The sequence below is a fragment of the Exiguobacterium sp. s132 genome (genome assembly GCF_018617235.1).
GTDB classification, from domain to species: domain Bacteria; phylum Bacillota; class Bacilli; order Exiguobacteriales; family Exiguobacteriaceae; genus Exiguobacterium; species Exiguobacterium profundum.
In genome coordinates this window covers 1-18,043 of record NZ_JACSJU010000003.1, presented here as the reverse complement: position 1 = coordinate 18,043, position 18,043 = coordinate 1, and the positions used below count along the sequence as shown (strand labels likewise).

At 50.0% G+C, this 18,043-nt stretch carries 16 protein-coding genes, 1 rRNA gene and 1 riboswitch; of the genes, 1 reads left to right on the top strand and 16 read right to left on the bottom strand.

Features of this window, described 5'->3' with window-relative positions:
* Positions 1-4 precede the first annotated feature (4 nt).
* The 14 genes from KNO78_RS12470 to purE all read right to left on the bottom strand — a co-directional run bounded on the left by KNO78_RS12470 (position 5) and on the right by purE (position 16,848).
* Positions 5-1,747, bottom strand: a complete 1,743-nt coding sequence (locus tag KNO78_RS12470; RefSeq protein WP_214691437.1) for an adenine deaminase C-terminal domain-containing protein — start codon at positions 1,745-1,747, stop codon at positions 5-7.
* Between the two features lie 182 nt (positions 1,748-1,929).
* A complete protein-coding gene (locus KNO78_RS12465; RefSeq protein ID WP_251125327.1) occupies positions 1,930-4,089 on the bottom strand; it encodes a bifunctional diguanylate cyclase/phosphodiesterase in 2,160 nt (719 codons plus the stop codon).
* A gap of 222 nt (positions 4,090-4,311) precedes the next feature.
* Positions 4,312-5,565: a phosphoribosylamine--glycine ligase gene (gene purD, locus KNO78_RS12460; RefSeq protein WP_159563486.1), complete on the bottom strand. Its 1,254-nt coding sequence runs from the start codon at positions 5,563-5,565 to the stop codon at positions 4,312-4,314.
* A 14-nt stretch (positions 5,566-5,579) separates the two neighbouring features.
* Positions 5,580-7,100, bottom strand: a complete 1,521-nt coding sequence (gene purH / locus KNO78_RS12455; protein WP_214691435.1) for a bifunctional phosphoribosylaminoimidazolecarboxamide formyltransferase/IMP cyclohydrolase — start codon at positions 7,098-7,100, stop codon at positions 5,580-5,582.
* The gene (gene purN, locus KNO78_RS12450; protein WP_214691434.1) at positions 7,097-7,675 is read right to left on the bottom strand and encodes a phosphoribosylglycinamide formyltransferase; all 579 of its coding nucleotides are present in this window, start codon (positions 7,673-7,675) and stop codon (positions 7,097-7,099) included. The genes purH and purN overlap by 4 nt, the downstream gene beginning before the upstream one ends.
* Positions 7,672-8,706 carry a phosphoribosylformylglycinamidine cyclo-ligase gene (gene purM / locus KNO78_RS12445; protein WP_074037834.1) on the bottom strand — a complete coding sequence of 345 codons (1,035 nt, stop codon included), beginning with the start codon at positions 8,704-8,706 and terminating at the stop codon, positions 7,672-7,674. Before purM ends, purN begins: the two co-directional genes overlap by 4 nt.
* Before the next feature lie 12 nt (positions 8,707-8,718).
* Positions 8,719-10,128, bottom strand: coding sequence for an amidophosphoribosyltransferase (purF, locus tag KNO78_RS12440; RefSeq protein ID WP_159563484.1), 1,410 nt, complete (start codon positions 10,126-10,128; stop codon positions 8,719-8,721).
* Positions 10,104-12,323 (bottom strand): phosphoribosylformylglycinamidine synthase subunit PurL, encoded by a 2,220-nt coding sequence (purL, locus tag KNO78_RS12435; RefSeq protein ID WP_214691433.1) that lies wholly within the window; start codon positions 12,321-12,323, stop codon positions 10,104-10,106. The genes purF and purL overlap by 25 nt, the downstream gene beginning before the upstream one ends.
* Positions 12,307-12,987, bottom strand: a complete 681-nt coding sequence (purQ, locus tag KNO78_RS12430) for a phosphoribosylformylglycinamidine synthase subunit PurQ (RefSeq protein WP_015880709.1) — start codon at positions 12,985-12,987, stop codon at positions 12,307-12,309. Before purQ ends, purL begins: the two co-directional genes overlap by 17 nt.
* Positions 12,984-13,226: a phosphoribosylformylglycinamidine synthase subunit PurS gene (gene purS, locus KNO78_RS12425; RefSeq protein ID WP_159563481.1), complete on the bottom strand. Its 243-nt coding sequence runs from the start codon at positions 13,224-13,226 to the stop codon at positions 12,984-12,986. The genes purQ and purS overlap by 4 nt, the downstream gene beginning before the upstream one ends.
* Positions 13,223-13,927: a phosphoribosylaminoimidazolesuccinocarboxamide synthase gene (gene purC, locus KNO78_RS12420; RefSeq protein WP_214691432.1), complete on the bottom strand. Its 705-nt coding sequence runs from the start codon at positions 13,925-13,927 to the stop codon at positions 13,223-13,225. The genes purS and purC overlap by 4 nt, the downstream gene beginning before the upstream one ends.
* Before the next feature lie 49 nt (positions 13,928-13,976).
* The gene (purB, locus tag KNO78_RS12415) at positions 13,977-15,269 is read right to left on the bottom strand and encodes an adenylosuccinate lyase (RefSeq protein WP_015880706.1); all 1,293 of its coding nucleotides are present in this window, start codon (positions 15,267-15,269) and stop codon (positions 13,977-13,979) included.
* On the bottom strand, positions 15,266-16,360 hold the full coding sequence (purK, locus tag KNO78_RS12410; RefSeq protein WP_214691431.1) for a 5-(carboxyamino)imidazole ribonucleotide synthase: 1,095 nt from the start codon (positions 16,358-16,360) through the stop codon (positions 15,266-15,268). The genes purB and purK overlap by 4 nt, the downstream gene beginning before the upstream one ends.
* Complete coding sequence (gene purE, locus KNO78_RS12405) at positions 16,360-16,848, bottom strand: 5-(carboxyamino)imidazole ribonucleotide mutase (protein ID WP_214691430.1); 489 nt, start codon at positions 16,846-16,848, stop codon at positions 16,360-16,362. The genes purK and purE overlap by 1 nt, the downstream gene beginning before the upstream one ends.
* A 68-nt stretch (positions 16,849-16,916) precedes the next feature.
* Positions 16,917-17,018, bottom strand: a riboswitch (purine riboswitch).
* Positions 17,019-17,164: 146 nt separating this feature from the next.
* Here purE and KNO78_RS12400 point away from each other — a divergent pair.
* Complete coding sequence (locus KNO78_RS12400) at positions 17,165-17,635, top strand: NUDIX hydrolase (RefSeq protein WP_159563478.1); 471 nt, start codon at positions 17,165-17,167, stop codon at positions 17,633-17,635.
* A 42-nt stretch (positions 17,636-17,677) separates the two neighbouring features.
* Here KNO78_RS12400 and KNO78_RS12395 read toward each other — a convergent pair whose 3' ends face one another.
* Positions 17,678-17,869 (bottom strand): NETI motif-containing protein, encoded by a 192-nt coding sequence (locus tag KNO78_RS12395; RefSeq protein ID WP_015880702.1) that lies wholly within the window; start codon positions 17,867-17,869, stop codon positions 17,678-17,680.
* 87 nt (positions 17,870-17,956) lie between these two features.
* Positions 17,957-18,043: ribosomal RNA gene (gene rrf / locus KNO78_RS12390) — 5S ribosomal RNA — on the bottom strand; the annotation flags it as partial.

Sequence of the window (18,043 nt, the reverse complement as noted above, 5' to 3'; positions counted from 1 at the left end):
CTATTCATCGCAAAATCGCAGGAAATAGTACTTGTTTCTTCATGACTTCGTAAATGCCGAGAGGTGTCGCCCGAACATACGGCAAATGGGTAGACGCTAAAAATAGTAATGTATAGATCGGGTCTTCGAACTGATAGCCCCTCGCCATGAGCTCGTCTCGCAGCTGTTTCTCTTGACCGATGAGCACTTCAAGTGGCTCCGTCGACGTCATCCCACAGAGTGGCAACGGAATCTCCGCAACAATTTCGCCCTTGTCTACGAGGACAATCCCGCCTCCAAGTTCGTTCATTCGTTTGAACGCCAGTAACATATCTTGTTTACATTTTCCTAGAATCAAGTAGTCCCCACTGATCGAGTACGAACTGACAAGTCCACCAAAATCTCGAGCGAATCCTTTCAGGACTGTGTTCAATCGCCATTTCCCTTCTTTATCAAGCAACATGAGAAACGATTCGTCTCCATCACGCGGTAATTCATCTTGACCCGTGTCATGCGTAATTTTAAACAGCTTCATGATGACCGAGTTGATCATGTCGAGTCCGACCGGCATGCTGAAGGACAAGTCTTGTGGCGTAAGCTCGATTGAAACGTCTGTCGACGGCATCATGTCGAGGACTGCTTCCACTAATTCGTTCGGGAAAAGCGATACCCCATCACGATAAATCCATTGCCCTTTCGCGATAACGGCCGTCGGACGCGGTTCCTCGATGGCATCTAGAATGTTCAAATGCGCGATGCGGCCTGGCGCAATTGCACCTAAAATATGATCGAGGTCAAAATGACGAGCCACGTTATGAGAGACAATCCGGTAGGCTTCGATGGCCGGTAATCCCGCTTCGATCAAAATGCGGACGAGAGCATCCTGCATGCCGTCCTCATAAAAGCCCGGTGTCGAACCGTCCGTCGTCACCATGAGATGGTCGAACGCCGTCAATCCATTCGCCAATAGGTCACGAATCATCTCCGGCAGGTCCGGACGAATCGAGGAATGTCGAAGCGTCGTCGTATAACCTAGTTCCAATCGATTGAACGCCTCTTCCGCCGTCATCGCCTCATGGTCGCTGTGTACTCCCATCAACGCCATTTTAGTCAATGTCTTCGGCGACGCCCCCGGAAAATGTCCCTCGACCGGCAAACCGCACGTCTCGGCGTCAAGCATCCACTGAAGCATCTCATCATCGCCCTTCAAGGCGCGTGGCCATGCCGTCAATTCACCTGCCATGACGACGTCCGGATGGTTAAACCACTCATGAACGCGTTCCGAGTCGACAGCCACGCTCTCTCGGTCCAGCTCCGTTTGCGTATCCAATCGTGCCCACCAATACGTACTCGTCGGTAATTGCTGAATCGCATCGAGCTGCGCAAACGCTTGCTCTTTCTCTTGTAAAAAAAGCAGCATGTTGTCATTGACGAGCGTCGTCGTTCCACGCTCTCCTGCATATTTTGACAACGTCGCCGGATTGTATAATTGAAACGGATGAGCGTGAGGCTCGATATACCCAGGTACAATATACTTTCCTGTCACATCGACCGTTTCGACCGCTGATTCTGGTAAGTCTGGACCGACATACACGATCCGATCTCCCTCAATCCAAATATTTGCGGTTCTCCATTGTTTTACATAAACGTTCAAATACGTTGCGTTTTGTAAGACGAGCGAAGGTGGTCGCAATCGATCCACGACTTCAAGTTGTGAACGAATCATCACTTTAGACCACGGTGCCCGCGCCGTTCTTTTTGTTGGCATCGAACCCAATCCTCCCTTTTCCCTTGCAAAGCTATTAAAAAATAGTTTTGAAAGCGTTTTCTTTCCCTGTTTCAAGTTTACCTTTTCTCTGAATGGGTCGCAAGTTATGTTCCCTATTGTAACAAATTTCACATATATTTTTCACAAAAAAAGACGACTCTCCCTGTGAAGAGTCGCCTACATCAAATTTGAGTCATGACCGTTTTTCGTAAGTACAGGTGCAATTGATCGACCGGAATCGGTTTACTGTAATGATAACCTTGAATGAGCGAACCACTATATTCTAATACGAACGCAAGCTGTTCCGGTCGCTCGACCCCTTCCGTGACGATCTCGAGTCCAAGCGTTTGGAAAGTTTGATACAGCCCTTCTAACAGCGCGCGGTCAAACTTATTCTCCGGAATCCCTTTCACGAAGTTCTGATCGATTTTAACGATGTCGAGACGCAGGGATTGCAGGTATGAAAGTGACGATGTCCCAACACCGAAGTCATCGAGTGATATTTTGACCCCGATGGCCTTTAACGCTTGAATGAACTGTTGAAGTTCATACACATTCCCACCGACTTCACTCTCTGTGATTTCCACATGCAACCGGTGTGGGGGAAATCCTGTCTTAGCGAGCGTCTCCTCCAACGCTTCTAAAAACGAGCCGTCTAAAATCTGACGTTTCGAGACGTTAATGGATAAAAATAAATCAAACCGCTCTGCGTACTCTTGAATCTCGGTGATGGCGCGCACAAGCACCCAGCGTCCCACATCTGAGATGAGCCCGAGTTGCTCCGCAACCGGAATGAACACGCCGGGAGAAACGAACCCTTTCTGTGGATGGTGCCAGCGAATCAACGCCTCGACTCCTCTTACTTGAAACGGCTGCGGAGAGACGATTGGTTGGTAATAGAGTTCGAACTCATCATGACGCAACGCATGACGTAAATCACGTTCCATCTCGAGCGCTTGCAAGTAGTGACTCCCATCTTCAATCTCATGATAGGAAAGAATCTGATTTTTCCCGGATGCTTTGGCTTCGTGTAAGACGACATCGAGTCGCGCCATCATCACCTCATAGGAATGATGCGTCGGTCCTGTCAATTCGTCGATGCCGATACTCAAGGTCAAATGGTTCATCCCTTGCTTCAAACCCCATTCGCGCAAATCTTTCACTAATTGATTCGCGATAATCATGAGCTCCTCGGTCGTCCATTCCGAATGAATCAAGATGAACTCGTCCGCTCCGATTCTTGCAACGAATCCATCCTCTCTATAAAACATCAAACGAGAGGCAAAGAACGTCAGCATCGCATCTCCTGTACGCTGACCAAATTGATCGTTGATCCGTCGGAAGTTGTCGAGATCGATTCCCATCACTCCAATCGACCGGGTCGTTTCCGGTAAGCTCACGAACATCTCTTCGACCGCCAAACGGTTCGGAAGACGGGTCAAAGAATCTCGGAAGGCACGCGTCAACGATTCTTTTTGTGTCTGTTCGAGTGCATCGAGCACCTCGTTCATGCTGATCGCCATCTCTTCAATCTCGTCTTGTTGATTTGGATGCAACTGAATCCGTAACCGACTATTCCGTTCTTTCGTGATCCATTTGAGTTCGTTGACGATGCCCATCAATCGTTTCGTGACAATTTGATTCACCGACCAAAACAGTGTCAACAATAGACCAAGACCGAGCACAAGCAGCCCTAGCATCCCCGTTTCTAACATGGTCTGTGTATTGGTATAGTACGTTCGCTTCACCGAGAAGTTGAGTTCCCAGTTCGCATCTTGATAGACGGATTGAAGCGGTAACGAGACACGTGCAAATTGATTGTCTTCATCGACCGTCAACTGCCGGTGTGAAAGAGGACTGATCGATAATTTCGTTTTTGCTTGGGCACTCATCGCGGCCATGAAGTCTGGACCGATTTTTTGAATGATCACGAGCGTCCCACCCGGCTTTCCTGTCCCATCACTTCTCACAATCGGATGACTCATGAAGACGACCGGACCGAAATCGGTGCCATACACCGCACTTTGTTTGATTCCTGACGAGTTGACGTAACGGATCAAGTCGTTCGTGAATGTCTCTTTGTCCTCTTCACGATCTAATTCATAAAATTGAGTAAACTCCGAGTAGACGACCTCTCGATCACGGTCGAGGAAAATCATTGCGCCGACCCCCAAGTTTTCGAGTGTCTCTTCCCCCATGTTATTTTCAATGAATGTTTCATTCTGATTTTGAACAAAATCATAGGCGTTCGTCCAGACTGACCAATCTACAAGAATTCGTTCGAGCATGAGTCGGTGATTGGCGAACACTTCTGACACACTTTCGATTTGATCACGGGTCATCGCCCTGTCCTGCTCAATACTTTTCTCTACAAAATACGGTTTGATGACGAATAAAATAACACCGATGAAGAATACAATGTTCACGGCTATCGCAATAAATAATTTTGTTTGAACACGCAGGCCGACCACCCTCCTTCTTCCAGCTACTTTATTATTATTGTAGAACAGGATATCGGCATTTCCTTTTTTTCGCATGAAAAAAAGGATGGGTTGACCCATCCTTCAAATAATCTGCGTGAACGCCCGTGACCCGATATCCGTTCGGTGGAACGTCTCAGGTAAATCGAGTTGTGAAATCGCCGCATACACAGCCGTTTTCGCCTCAAGCAGTGTCGGCTTCGTCGCCGTCACAACAAGTAGACGACCTCCGCTCCCTACGACTTGATCGCCCTTCTTTGTCGTGCCGGCATGGAAGACCAGCACATCTTTCGGAAGCGACTCAAATCCTGATAACACCTGGCCCGTGATCGGTCGGTCCGGATACCCTTCGGCCGCAATGACGACCCCCATCGTATATCCATCGACCCATTCAATCAGATACGGTTCTTGACGAACGACCGCTTCAATCATGTCAAGGAGCGGCGTTTTCAAGTTCGGTAGAATGACCTCCGTTTCCGGGTCACCGAAGCGTGCATTGAATTCGATGACTTTTGGTCCATTCGCCGTCAAGATGAGACCGGCGTACAAGAATCCTTCAAATGGAGTACCTCGTTTGACCATCGTCTGCGCGAGTGGTTCTAATACGGTCTTCACCGATTCCTCATACACGTCCTTTGAAAGATGTGGCATCGGGCTATAAGCGCCCATACCACCCGTGTTCGGTCCCCTGTCGCCGTCATAGGCACGTTTATGATCTTGCGAGGTGATCATCGGAATGACACGCTCTCCCGAGACGAACGCCATGAGCGAAAACTCTTCCCCATCGAGGAACTCTTCGATGACGACTTGTGACTGTTGCCCAAATTTATCCGTCGTGAAAATATCACGTACGGCAGCTTCCGCCTCTTCGACCGTAAATGCAACCGTGACGCCTTTACCGGCAGCCAATCCGTCCGCCTTGACGACGAGTGGTGCCCCTAGCTTCTCGATATAGGCAAGCGCCGATTCCGCTTCTGTGAACGCCTCGTATGCCGCTGTCGGAATCCCGGCTTCCATCATGACTTCCTTTGCGAACGCCTTGCTTCCTTCGAGTAAGGCAGCCGCTTTCGTCGGTCCAAAGATGTTCAGTCCTTTGGCACGGAACGTATCCACGACTCCTGCCATGAGTGACGACTCCGGTCCGACAATCGTCCATTCGATCTCGTTCTCTTCTGCGAAATGGGCGAGCGCCTCCACGTCTGTTTCATGGATCGACACACACGTCATCCCTTCCATGAAGTCGTTGCCCGGTGCAACGAAGACGTGATGCCCGTCTTGTTTCAACTTCCACGCGAGCGCATGCTCGCGTCCTCCTCGACCGATGACCAATACGTTCATGACGCAAACCCCTCTCAGTGTTTGAAATGTCTGACTGATGTGAATACCATCGTGATACCATGGCGATTTGCCGCTTCAATCGATTCGGCATCGCGAATCGACCCACCCGGTTGGATGATGGCCGTGATTCCCGCTGCCGCTGCCGCTTCGACCGTATCTGCCATCGGGAAGAAGGCATCACTTCCGAGAGCCGCGCCTGTCGCGCGTTCTCCAGCTTGTTCGAAAGCGATTTTTGCTGCACCGACGCGGTTCATCTGTCCGGCACCGATTCCAATCGTCGTTTCGTCTTTTGCGACGACGATAGCGTTCGATTTGACATGCTTGACGACACGCCATGCAAGTTTCAAGTCTTCCCATTCTGATGCTGTCGGACGACGATCCGTCACGATTTGGCATGAGGCATCATCGAGTGTCATGTCATCCCCGTCTTGTACGAGCAATCCTCCCGCGACAGCCGTGAGGCGCATGCCTGTCATCTGTCCCATATCTAACGTCAACAAACGAAGATTCTTTTTCTCTTTCAATCGGTCAAGTGCTGCCTCACTAAAGGATGGAGCAATGATGATCTCTAAAAAGATGTTGCGAAGGGCATCCGCCGTTTCGAGATCGACTTCACGGTTTAAGGCGACGATTCCACCAAAGATAGAGACCGGGTCGGCCGCATGGGCACGTTCGAACGCTTGAGAAATCGTCCGTCCGACTGCAACGCCGCATGGGTTCATATGCTTGACAACGACTGCCGCCGGCTCAGTCAATTCACTGAGTGCTTCAAGTGCTGCATTCGTATCTTGAATATTGTTATACGAGAGCTCTTTCCCGTGAAGCTGTGTCGCATTCGCAAGTGTCATCCCGTCATATAACGGTGTCTTATAAAACGCCGCTTGTTGGTGTGGGTTCTCTCCATAACGAAGGTCTTGAACCTTTTCATACGTGACCGTCAACTGCTCTGGGAACGTTTCGCCGATTTGACGACCTAAGTAGTCGGCAATTAATGCGTCATAGGCAGCCGTATGTCGGAACGCTTTCGTCGCGAGACGTTGACGTGTTTCAAACGATGTACCACCTCCACGTACTTCATCAGCGACGAGTGTGTAATCACTCGGGTCCACGACGACGGTGACACTCGCATGGTTTTTCGCAGCTGAACGCAACATGCTCGGTCCACCGATATCAATGTTTTCAATCGCTTCTTCGTATGTCGTATTTTCTTTTGCAATCGTCTCTTTGAACGGATACAGATTGACGACCACATAATCGATTGGTTCGATGTGATGATTTTTCATTTGTGCGACATGCGTATCAAGGTCGCGACGTCCGAGCAATCCCCCGTGAACGAGTGGGTGCAACGTTTTGACACGGCCGTCTAACATTTCAGGGAACGATGTCACTTCTGAAATGTTTTTGACTGGTAATCCTGCCTGTTGAAGCGCCGCCTCGGTCCCACCTGTTGAGATGAGCTCGATGCCCGCCTCATGCAAGACGGTTGCGAGTTCGACAATTCCCGTTTTATCAGAAACACTTAATAATGCTCTCACTTGAAAACCTCCTGTTGATTCAACACTTGTTGTAATACGCGCGGATACAGTTGGTGCTCGATCGTCTGAATACGACGTGTCGCCTCGGTGCGGTCACACCCTTCAATCTCGACGGACGCCTGTGCGATGATCGGACCCGTGTCCATCCCCGCATCCACATAATGAACGGTTACACCACTCGTCGGTACGTTGGCGTCAAGCGCCTGTCCGATCGCGTCTTTACCTGGAAAAGCGGGTAAAAGCGATGGATGAATGTTTAGAATACGGTTCGGATATGCGGATAGTAACACATTTCCGATCAAGCGCATATACCCCGCCAACACGATATAGTCTACACGAAGCGTACGGAGAAGGACGAGAATTTCTTCCTCGAACTCTTCTTTTGACGCGTACGCCTTCGGTGTAAACGAAAAATTCGGAATCCCGTGACGCTCCGCTCGATCGAGAACAGCAGCTTCTGGTTTGTCCGTCACGAGCAACACACATTCAGCAGACAAATGACCATCGGTGATTGCTTGCCAAATCGCTTCGGCGTTACTTCCCGATCCTGACGCAAAGATAGCAAATCGTTTCATTGGTCCACTCCTGAGATCCGGATGCCTGGACGACTCTCGACTTTCCCGATTCGGTGCGCGGTCTCCCCGACACGTTCAAGCGCCGCTTCGACGAGTTCCACGTCTTCAGGACGTACCGTGATCATATAACCAATCCCCATATTGAAGACGTTGAACATTTCTTGCTTCGAGATGTTCCCGACTTGTTCGAGCCAGTCGAATACAGGAAGACTCGGCCAACTCGAGGCATCGAACGTGATGCCGAGACCTTCTGGCAACATGCGAGGGACATTCTCATAGAAGCCACCACCTGTGATGTGTGCCATCCCTTGAACCTTCCCTGTCGAAATCGCCGCTTTCGCCGCTTCGGCATAAATCCGTGTCGGCAACAGCAAGGCGTTCCCGAGTGTCGTATCGAGCATCGCAATCTCATCCGTATAATGAAGACCTTGTGATTCAACAATATGACGTACAAGCGAGAACCCATTCGAGTGGACGCCTGAAGATGCAAGTCCGAGCACAACGTCTCCATCCTGAATCGTCGAACCGTCGAGCAAGTTTTCTTTCTCCACGACACCGACCGCAAATCCAGCAATATCATATTCGCCATCCGGATACATCCCCGGCATTTCAGCGGTTTCGCCACCGACGAGGGCGCAGCCGGCTTGGACACATCCTTCCGCAACACCGGCGACGATTCGCTCAAGTTTAGCCGGTTCTGCTTTTCCGGTCGCAATATAGTCGAGGAAATAGAGCGGTTCTGCCCCATGCACGAGACAATCGTTGACGCACATGGCGACGCAGTCGATTCCAATCGTGTCATGCTGGTCGAGCGCGAACGCCAATTTCAGTTTCGTCCCGACCCCGTCGGTCCCGCTCACGAGAATCGGGTGTTTCATGTTCATCGAACCGAGATCAATCATCGCTCCGAAACTACCGAGTCCTGTCATCACTTCCGGACGCATTGTCCGAGCAACATGACGTTTCATACGGGATACGGCCTCGTACCCTGCTTCTAAATTCACACCCGCTTGTTCATAACGAACGCTCATTGCATTTCCCCCTTAAGCCTTTGTCTCTGTCACGAGTTCTGCAAGTTCAGTCGGATAAAGTCCCGTGAAGCATGCAGCACACTGCCCGCGTAGTGCTCCTTCAAATGGACGATCGATGGCTTCGACCGTTCCATCCAATGTGAGGAACGCTAGTGAATCGGCACCAATCTCTTCTCTGATTTCTTCAACGGATTTGGTTGCCGCAATTAACTCTTCCTTGGTCGATGTATCGATTCCGTAGTAACACGGATGTTTGATCGGTGGTGACGTGATGCGCACATGCACTTCCGTCGCGCCTGCCTCCCGGAGTAACGAAACGATTCGACGACTCGTCGTTCCTCGGACGATGGAATCATCGACCATGATGACGCGTTTCCCGTTTACGACACCGCGTAACGCTGATAACTTCATCTTCACGCCGCGCTCCCGTAATTCCTGAGACGGTTGAATGAACGTACGTCCGACGTAACGATTTTTAATGAGTCCCATTTCGTATGGGATTCCGCTCGCCTCAGCGTAACCGATTGCCGCGGAAATACTTGAATCCGGCACACCTGTCACGACATCTGCTTCGACCGGTGCTTCTTCAAACATCTTTTTCCCCATGGCCTTACGTGCCGTATGCACGTTGATGCCATCGATGATAGAGTCCGGTCGTGAGAAGTAGATGTATTCCATTGAACACATGGCACGGACTGCCGCTTCACTGAATCGCTCCGACGTGATCCCTTCATTCGTGACCATGAGCAATTCTCCTGGTTCAACATCTCGTACGTACGTCGCCCCCACGACGTCAAACGCACACGTTTCCGAAGCGAACACGTAAGCCCCGTCTTCGGTTTGTCCAAGTGACAATGGACGTAACCCATGCACGTCGACACCGACGTACAGTGCATCTTCCGTCAAGAATAGGAAAGCGAATGCCCCTACGAGACGAGCCAAGCTGTCGGCGATTCGTTCTTTCAACGAATTGCCGCGACTTCGCTTGATGAGGTGAGCCACGACTTCCGTGTCGGACGTCGTCTGGAAGATCGCGCCTTCCGCTTCGAGCATATGTTTCAATTCGTTCGCATTCACGAGGTTTCCGTTATGCGCCATCGCCAAATCCCCAGTCAACGACTTGAAATGGAGCGGTTGAACGTTCTCTAACGTATTGCCGCCTGCCGTTGAGTAGCGGACATGCCCAATCGCATGATTCCCCGTGAGTGTGTCGAGTGACGTCTCATCGAACACCTCGGTAACGAGACCGAGTCCTCGTTTCGCATGGAGACGTTCTCCGTCTGCCGTGACGATCCCCGTTCCTTCTTGGCCACGGTGTTGCAAGCTGTGCAGTCCGTAATAGGCAAGGTGTGAGGCTTCGATGTGACCGAACACACCGAAGACGCCGCACTCCTCGTTCATGCCTCGGATGTCATATAACATGGAATAGCTCCTTCCCATACACGTTCCAACTCTTTCACGTCCATTTCAATCAAGCGGTCGCTTGCGCGAACGACAAGGGTCGGGGCTTCTGTCACTGTCCCGATTGCTGTCCCGTTCGTCATGCGCGCGAATGACTCGGCATGTGCCTTGTCTACTGTCACGAGGAAACGTGACTGGGATTCACTAAATAGTGCCGTCACAAGGTCTGTGTCGATCGTCACGTGCATGCCGAACCCTGTTCCAAAGACCAGTTCCGGTAACGCTGCCGCAAGACCACCTTCTGACACGTCGTGTGCCGCCGTGACCAGACCTTCACGGATGGCGTGAAGCAATACCTTCTGTGTCTGACGTTCTTCTTCAAGGTCGAGTGTCGGTGCATGACCGCTCACTTTTCCGTCTTGCAACATTTGAAGGGCACTTCCGCCAAATTCTGCTTTTGTCTCACCGAGTAAGAAGACGACGTCCCCCGCTTGTTTCGCAAACGATGTCGTAATATGTTCTGGTTTTTCGATGAGTCCGACCATTCCAACGACCGGTGTCGGGTAGATGGATTGTCCGTTCGATTCGTTATACAGCGATACGTTCCCACCGATGACCGGCGTATCAAGCGTACGACACGCTTCTGCCATTCCTTCGACGGCTTGATCGAGCTGCCAGAACCCTTCCGGTTTATCCGGGCTCCCGAAATTGAGGCAGTCCGTCAAAGCGAGTGGTTCTGCACCACTTGCGACGATGTTTCGCGCCGCCTCCGCGACAGCGATGGCTCCACCGACACGTGGATCGAGATAGACATATTTTGCGTTGCAGTCCGTCGTCATCGCGAGCGACTTCTCCGTCTCACGAATGCGAATGACTGCGGCATCACTACCCGGTGCGACGACTGTCGACGTTTGTACCATATGGTCATATTGCTCATACACCCAACGTTTCGAGGCGATGCTCGGCATCGCAAGGACGTCTTTCCATGTCGCCATCACATCTTCGACAACTGGTGTGACCGGCTCCATCGCTTGGAATGCTTCGTAATATGCCGGGACTTTAGACGGTTTATGATAGACAGGAGCGTCTTCGGCGAGTGCATCGACCGGTACTTCCGCCGCGACTTCACCTTGATGAACGAGACGAAGTACTTTTTCTTCAATGACTTCTCCGACTTTGACTGCATGAAGTCCCCACTTCGTGACGATTGCTTCGATTTCGTCTTCATGTCCAGCTTTGACGACGAGAAGCATCCGCTCTTGCGATTCCGATAGCATCATCTCGTAAGGTGTCATGCCTGTCTCACGTTGTGGGACGAGGTCTAGATTCATCTCGATTCCCATCCCTGCTTTCGATGCCATCTCTGCTGACGATGACGTCAATCCGGCTGCGCCCATGTCTTGAATCCCGACGAGCGCCGGGTGCTTGATGACTTCGAGACACGCTTCGATCAAGAGCTTCTCCATGAACGGGTCTCCGACTTGGACGGCTGGACGTTTCTCGTCCGCGTCTTCCCCGAGTTCTTCAGAAGCGAACGTGGCACCATGGATTCCGTCACGTCCTGTCGTTGCTCCGACGTACATGACCGAGTTCCCTACACCTTCCGCGATTCCTTTTTGAATGTCTTCATGACGGATGAAGCCGACGCACATTGCGTTGACGAGTGGGTTTCCTGAGTAAGCCGGGTCAAAGGCGACTTCCCCACCGACAGTCGGGATGCCGACACAGTTCCCGTATCCAGCGATGCCGGATACGACATGACCGAATAAATGTTTCACACGTGATTCGTTCAAATCTCCGAAACGGAGTGAGTTCAATAAAGCAATCGGACGGGCGCCCATCGAGAAGATGTCACGGATGATTCCGCCAACCCCAGTCGCCGCTCCTTGATAAGGCTCGATCGCGGATGGATGGTTATGACTCTCGATTTTAAAGGCGACGGCTTGGCCGTCTCCGATGTCGACGATTCCAGCCCCTTCTCCCGGTCCTTGTAAGACGTGCTTGCCGGTTGTCGGAAACTTCCGGAGCACCGGTTTCGAGTTTTTGTACGAACAGTGTTCAGACCACATGACCGAGAAGAGACCGATCTCTGTATAATTCGGTTCCCGGCCAAGCAGTGAGACGACGAGCGCGTATTCGTCGTCCGATAATCCCATCATGGCATAGATCCGTTCATCACGGATTTGTGTAGCTGTCGGTTCAGTTGTAAGTAACATGTCGTGCCCCCCATTTTACGATTGACGTGAATAACCGTTTACCGTCTTCCCCACCGAGCAACGCTTCGACCGCACGCTCCGGGTGTGGCATCATGCCGAGTACGTTCCCTGCCTCGTTCGTGATGCCGGCGATGTTTTCGACCGATCCGTTCGGGTTCTCTTTATAGGTGAACGCAATCTGGCCATTTGCCTTCAATGCCGCAAGTGTCGCATCATCACAGTAGTAGTTGCCCTCACCGTGTGCGATTGGCACGCGAATCGTTTCCTGTGCCGCGTACTCACTTGTGAACATCGTCTCGTTGTTTTCGACGACGAGGTCGACGGTCTTACACATGAATTTCAAATCGCGGTTTCGCATCAATACGCCTGGAAGGAGTCCCGCTTCGACGAGCACTTGGAATCCGTTACATACCCCGAGTACCGGGCGTCCTTCTTCCGCGAAACGCTTCACTTCAGCCATGATTGGTGAAAACTGGGCGATTGACCCGCAGCGCAAGTAGTCTCCGTATGAGAAACCGCCTGGTAAGAGGACCCCATCGAATCCTTCAAGTGAAGTCTCTGTATGGAACACGTATTCCGCTTCTTCCCCGAGCACATCTTTTACCGCGTGGTACATGTCGAGGTCACAGTTTGATCCTGGAAAGACGATGACCGCAAACTTCATGCGAGTACCCCCATCTCGATTTCATAATTCTCAATGACCGTATTGACGAGTAACTTCTCACACATCTCTTTGACCATGTTTTCTGTCGTGTCGTCCGCTACTTGAAGCTCGATCACTTTCCCGATGCGCACCGATTCAACTCCAGCGAATCCGAGATGTTCGAGCCCGCCTTTTACGGCAACTCCTTGTGGGTCGAGTACACTTTCACGTAATGTCACATACACGTTTACTTTTTTCATTGTCCGTTTCCCCCTATGCGTGTTAACAATTGTCCATACGTCTCAGTCAAAGAACCTAAATCGCGACGGAATACATCTTTATCAAGCTTTTGTTTCGTTTCTTTGTCCCAAAGGCGGCACGTATCCGGTGAGATTTCATCCGCCAAGATGATCGTCCCATCCACTTTTCCAAACTCTAGTTTGAAATCGATCACGTCGATGCCGTGTTGACCAAAGAAATCGAGCAAGACATCGTTTACCCAAAGCCCGAGTTGTCGCAATGTTTCGACTTCTTTGTGTGTAGCAACTTGCAATAATCGGATATGATCCTCCGTGAGGAGTGGGTCCCCAAGCGCATCGTCCTTATAATAAAACTCGACAATCGGTGCGAGGAGCGGTTTTCCTTCTTCCCAACCGAGACGTTTCGCCAGACTACCGGCCGCGACGTTGCGGACGACCACTTCTAACGGAATGATGTCGACACGGCGGACCAACTGTTCCCGGTCTGAGATTTGTTTGATAAAGTGCGTCGGAATCTTGTTGTCATGCATCAATTCGAACAACTGGGTCGTGATGGCATTGTTTAAAATCCCCTTCCCATCAATCGACTCTTTCTTTTCTCCATTGAATGCTGTCGCATCGTCTTTATAGTACACACGAAGCACACCCGCTTCTTCTGTCTCAAATAACGCCTTCGCCTTGCCCTCATAAATTGCTTTCATCTGAACCGTTCCCCCTTAAAAGTGAGAGGGGCTTGTCGCCCCTCAACGATTACAAACCACAGCGTTCAAAAATCGTATCGACACGGCGTACGTGATAACGCGGGTCGAACAACTCATCGAGCTCTTCACTCGTAAAGAGTGCGCCCATCTCTTTGTCCTCTTCAATCAATGTACGGAACATCGTCTCTTCTTCCCATGCCTGCATCGCTTTCGGTTGAACCGCGTCGTATGCTGCTTCACGTGACCAGCCCTTCTCGATGAGACCGAGTAAGATCCGTTGCGAGAAGATGATCCCGAACGTACGGTCCATATTGCGGCGCATGTTGTCCGGGAAGACCGTCAAGTTCTTCACGATGTTACCGAAACGGTTCAACATGTAGTTGAGGAGAATCGTCGCATCCGGAATGATGATTCGTTCTGCTGATGAGTGCGAGATGTCACGTTCATGCCAGAGTGGGACATTCTCGTATGCTGTCATCATATGACCGCGAATGACGCGTGCAAGACCCGTCATATTTTCAGAACCGATTGGATTACGTTTATGCGGCATCGCAGAAGACCCTTTTTGTCCTTTCGCAAAGAACTCTTCCACTTCGCGTGTCTCTGTTTTTTGAAGTCCACGAATCTCGGTTGCCATCTTTTCAATCGATGTGGCAATCAATGCGAGTGTTGACATGTACTCGGCATGACGGTCACGTTGGAGTGTCTGTGTCGAAATCGGTGCAGCTTGGATACCGAGCTTGTCACAGACGTATGACTCGATGAACGGGTCGATATTCGCAAACGTCCCAACCGCTCCGCTCATCTTCCCGAATTCAATCGTTTCGCGAGCTGCCATGAAGCGTTTTTTGTTTCGTTTCATCTCTTCATACCAGAGGGCGAGCTTCAGACCGAACGTGGTCGGTTCCGCGTGAACGCCATGGGTACGTCCCATCATGATGTCATACTTATGTGCCTTCGCTTTTTCTGCGAGAATACCGATGAAGCGATCTAAATCGGCTTCTAAAAGATCATTCGCCTGTTTGATTAAGTACGAGAGTGCCGTGTCGACGACATCCGTCGACGTCAATCCGTAATGTACCCACTTTTTCTCTTCTCCGAGTGTCTCGGAAACGGCACGAGTGAACGCAATCACATCATGACGTGTCTCTTGTTCAATCTCTAGAATGCGATCAACATCGAACGATGCCTTGTCCCAAAGAACTTGTACATCTTCTTTCGGGATGATACCGAGTTCACTCCAAGCCTCACAGGCATAAAGTTCAACTTTTAACCAAGCCTCGAATTTGTTTTGATCAGTCCAAATGTTTGCCATCTCTGGGCGGGTGTAGCGTGAAATCATAAATCGGTCTCCTTCCAAATTGCCAGTTGTTCGATGGTATGAAGCGCTTCTTCGACCGTGTCACCAAGGACGTTCAAATGTCCCATTTTGCGACCTGTCTTCGCTTCATCTTTTCCATACAGATGTAGTTTAACATTCGATGGCAATGCTTTGACATGAAGTCGTGGCATATGCTCGCCGAGAAGGTTGACCATGACGACAGGCGATGTCAATCTCGTCCGTCCAAGGCGCATCCCGGTCACGGCTCGAATGTGTTGTTCAAATTGTGAGGTTTCACAAGCGTCAATCGTGTAGTGCCCGGAGTTGTGCGGACGCGGCGCAAGCTCATTCACATATAGACGGCCATCCGCCATGACGAACAGCTCGACAGCGAGCGTTCCCATTAAGCCGATATGGTCTGCAAGCTGGAGAGCGAGGTGTCTTGCATCCTCTTGAATCTCATTTGATACGCGAGCCGGTACAATCGATAAATGTAGGATGTTGTTGTGATGAATGTTTTCACTGATTGGGAATGTCGACGTTTCGTCATACCCTCTCGTCACAATGACTGAAATTTCTTTTTCAAATGGCAACCAAGCTTCGGCGACATATTCCTGCTCGACAAAATGTTCAACGAATGTCTGAAGGTCATGTTCCGACCGAATGACCGTCTGCCCTTTCCCGTCATAACCGAAGCGACACGTTTTGATGACAAATGGTAAGCCGAGCTTCTCATATGCCTGCCGTACATCTCGAACCGTACGTACCGAAACATACGGTGCGACACGTAGTCCTGCTGATTCAATCATCTGTTTCTCTAAAATTCGATGTTGCGTCGCCTTCAATACGTCCATACCTTGTGGACATTTTTCTTCGATGGCTGCAATCATTTCCGTATCGATGTTCTCAAATTCATAAGTCACAACGTCTGAACGAGTAGCGAGTTCTTTTGCGGCATTCACATCATTAAATGAGGCAACAATTGAATCTGCCACTTGAGCAGTCGGTGCATTTGGGTTTGGATCGAGACAAAGTGTCGTGTATCCCATTGCACTCGCACTAAGAGACATCATCCGGCCAAGTTGTCCTCCACCTAAAATTCCGATTCTCATCAGACCAACTCCTCCGTTCCTCGAATCGCCATCTCTTGTTTCTTCTCACGAAATGCATCAAGTCGATTTGTAATGTCTGTGGAGTGGATGCTGAGGATTTGAGCAGCCAATAACCCTGCATTCGTTGCTCCCGCTTTTCCGATGGCAACAGTTGCTACTGGAACTCCTGCAGGCATCTGAACAATGGAGAGTAGCGAATCCATTCCATTGAGTGCTTTCGACTTTACCGGGACACCGATGACAGGAAGTGTTGTTTTCGCAGCGACCATTCCAGGAAGGTGGGCTGCCCCACCAGCACCCGCAACGATCACTTGGATGCCTCTGCTTCGTGCCTCTTCAGCATATTCGAACATAAGGTCTGGTGTACGGTGAGCTGATACGACTTGTTTTTCATATGGAATCTGTAATTCATCCAACACGTCACATGTATGTTTCATCGTCTCCCAATCAGATGAACTTCCCATGATTACTCCAACTGCTACGTTCATTCCCAATGTCCCCCTTACAAAAAGAAATCCCTAAACCGACAATCAGTTTAGGGTATAGGCATGACAAATACACGTCCGCTACACCCCATAGTCTGATCAGAATCGGTGATCAGGTAGAAACTTGCAAGCCATTTCCTTGCGATTATATGGAGCACTATTTATTTTTCTTATCTCACACGCCTATCGTACCTTGTTCTTTGAAAACATGTCAATAAACTGCGAACATTTTAATTGTCTGAATATTTATCGTTCGCTTTTTAGACGTTATCAGCATAATCATCTTCGGTAATGTATGCTATTGAAAAGGGGGAGTTAGATGAGTTACATCGCAAGTTTACGGGAAGTGATTGGGAATCGTCCGATTATCAGTGTGGGAGCAACCATTTTGGTCATCAATCAAAAGCAAGAGGTACTGATGCAATTCCGATCGGATACACTTGACTGGGGGTTACCAGGAGGATCGATGGAGCTCGGGGAAACGTTGGAAGAAGTCGCTGCAAGAGAATTAAAAGAAGAAACTGGACTTCTCGCTGAGCAATTTGAATTAATCCAAGTCTTTTCCGGTTCAGATGGTTACTTCAAATATCCAAACGGAGACGAGACATACGGTGTCATTCATTTATACCAGGCGAAAGGAGTACATGGAGCGCTCGTCATGGAAGATGGTGAAAGTTTGGCTCTTGAATACTTTAGTAAAGAGAATCTTCCTAAAAAGATAGAAAAACGAGCTCAAACTTTATTGGATGCGCTTGGAGATCGATGCTTTGAACGCGAACATTCATTTTGAGACATAAAAAAGCCGTCACACAATCTGCGTGACGGCTTGGCATTAGGATTCTTTAGAGACGCATTCAAATAAAATCGATTGATGGGAATGGACAGGTTCATCTTTGGCTCCCGTTTGCTCAAAGACGGGCTTTTCAATACGGCGTATAGGACGATAACCCATTTCATTGATTCGATCTAAACATTCACTGACCGTTTCATTTGGTTCGACATATACTTTGATCTTCTTAGCCATTGCTTCTTACGTCCTCTCTTCCACTAAGCTGAATCGATGATATGAAAAAACGGCGGCCCTTGAGCGAATGCTCCAGAACCACCGTTTGCCTGGCAACGTCCTATCCTCACAGGGGGAGATCCCCCAACTACTTTCGGCGCTGAGACGCTTAACTTCCGTGTTCGGCATGGGAAC

Coding starts and splice junctions, on each gene's coding strand:
- purC (WP_214691432.1), bottom strand. CDS start 13,927: ATGAAAGCAATTTATGAGGGCAAGGCGAAGGCGTTATTTGAGACAGAA.
- KNO78_RS12470 (WP_214691437.1), bottom strand. CDS start 1,747: ATGCCAACAAAAAGAACGGCGCGGGCACCGTGGTCTAAAGTGATGATT.
- purN (WP_214691434.1), bottom strand. CDS start 7,675: ATGAAACGATTTGCTATCTTTGCGTCAGGATCGGGAAGTAACGCCGAA.
- purF (WP_159563484.1), bottom strand. CDS start 10,128: ATGTTATATGACATCCGAGGCATGAACGAGGAGTGCGGCGTCTTCGGT.
- purQ (WP_015880709.1), bottom strand. CDS start 12,987: ATGAAGTTTGCGGTCATCGTCTTTCCAGGATCAAACTGTGACCTCGAC.
- purS (WP_159563481.1), bottom strand. CDS start 13,226: ATGAAAAAAGTAAACGTGTATGTGACATTACGTGAAAGTGTACTCGAC.
- purD (WP_159563486.1), bottom strand. CDS start 5,565: ATGAACGTATTGGTCATCGGTCGAGGAGGACGCGAGCATGCGCTCGCG.
- KNO78_RS12395 (WP_015880702.1), bottom strand. CDS start 17,869: ATGGCTAAGAAGATCAAAGTATATGTCGAACCAAATGAAACGGTCAGT.
- KNO78_RS12465 (WP_251125327.1), bottom strand. CDS start 4,089: ATGACCCGTGATCAAATCGAAAGTGTGTCAGAAGTGTTCGCCAATCAC.
- purL (WP_214691433.1), bottom strand. CDS start 12,323: ATGTTACTTACAACTGAACCGACAGCTACACAAATCCGTGATGAACGG.
- purK (WP_214691431.1), bottom strand. CDS start 16,360: ATGAGAATCGGAATTTTAGGTGGAGGACAACTTGGCCGGATGATGTCT.
- purM (WP_074037834.1), bottom strand. CDS start 8,706: ATGAGCGTTCGTTATGAACAAGCGGGTGTGAATTTAGAAGCAGGGTAC.
- KNO78_RS12400 (WP_159563478.1), top strand. CDS start 17,165: ATGAGTTACATCGCAAGTTTACGGGAAGTGATTGGGAATCGTCCGATT.
- purB (WP_015880706.1), bottom strand. CDS start 15,269: ATGATTTCACGCTACACCCGCCCAGAGATGGCAAACATTTGGACTGAT.
- purE (WP_214691430.1), bottom strand. CDS start 16,848: ATGAACGTAGCAGTTGGAGTAATCATGGGAAGTTCATCTGATTGGGAG.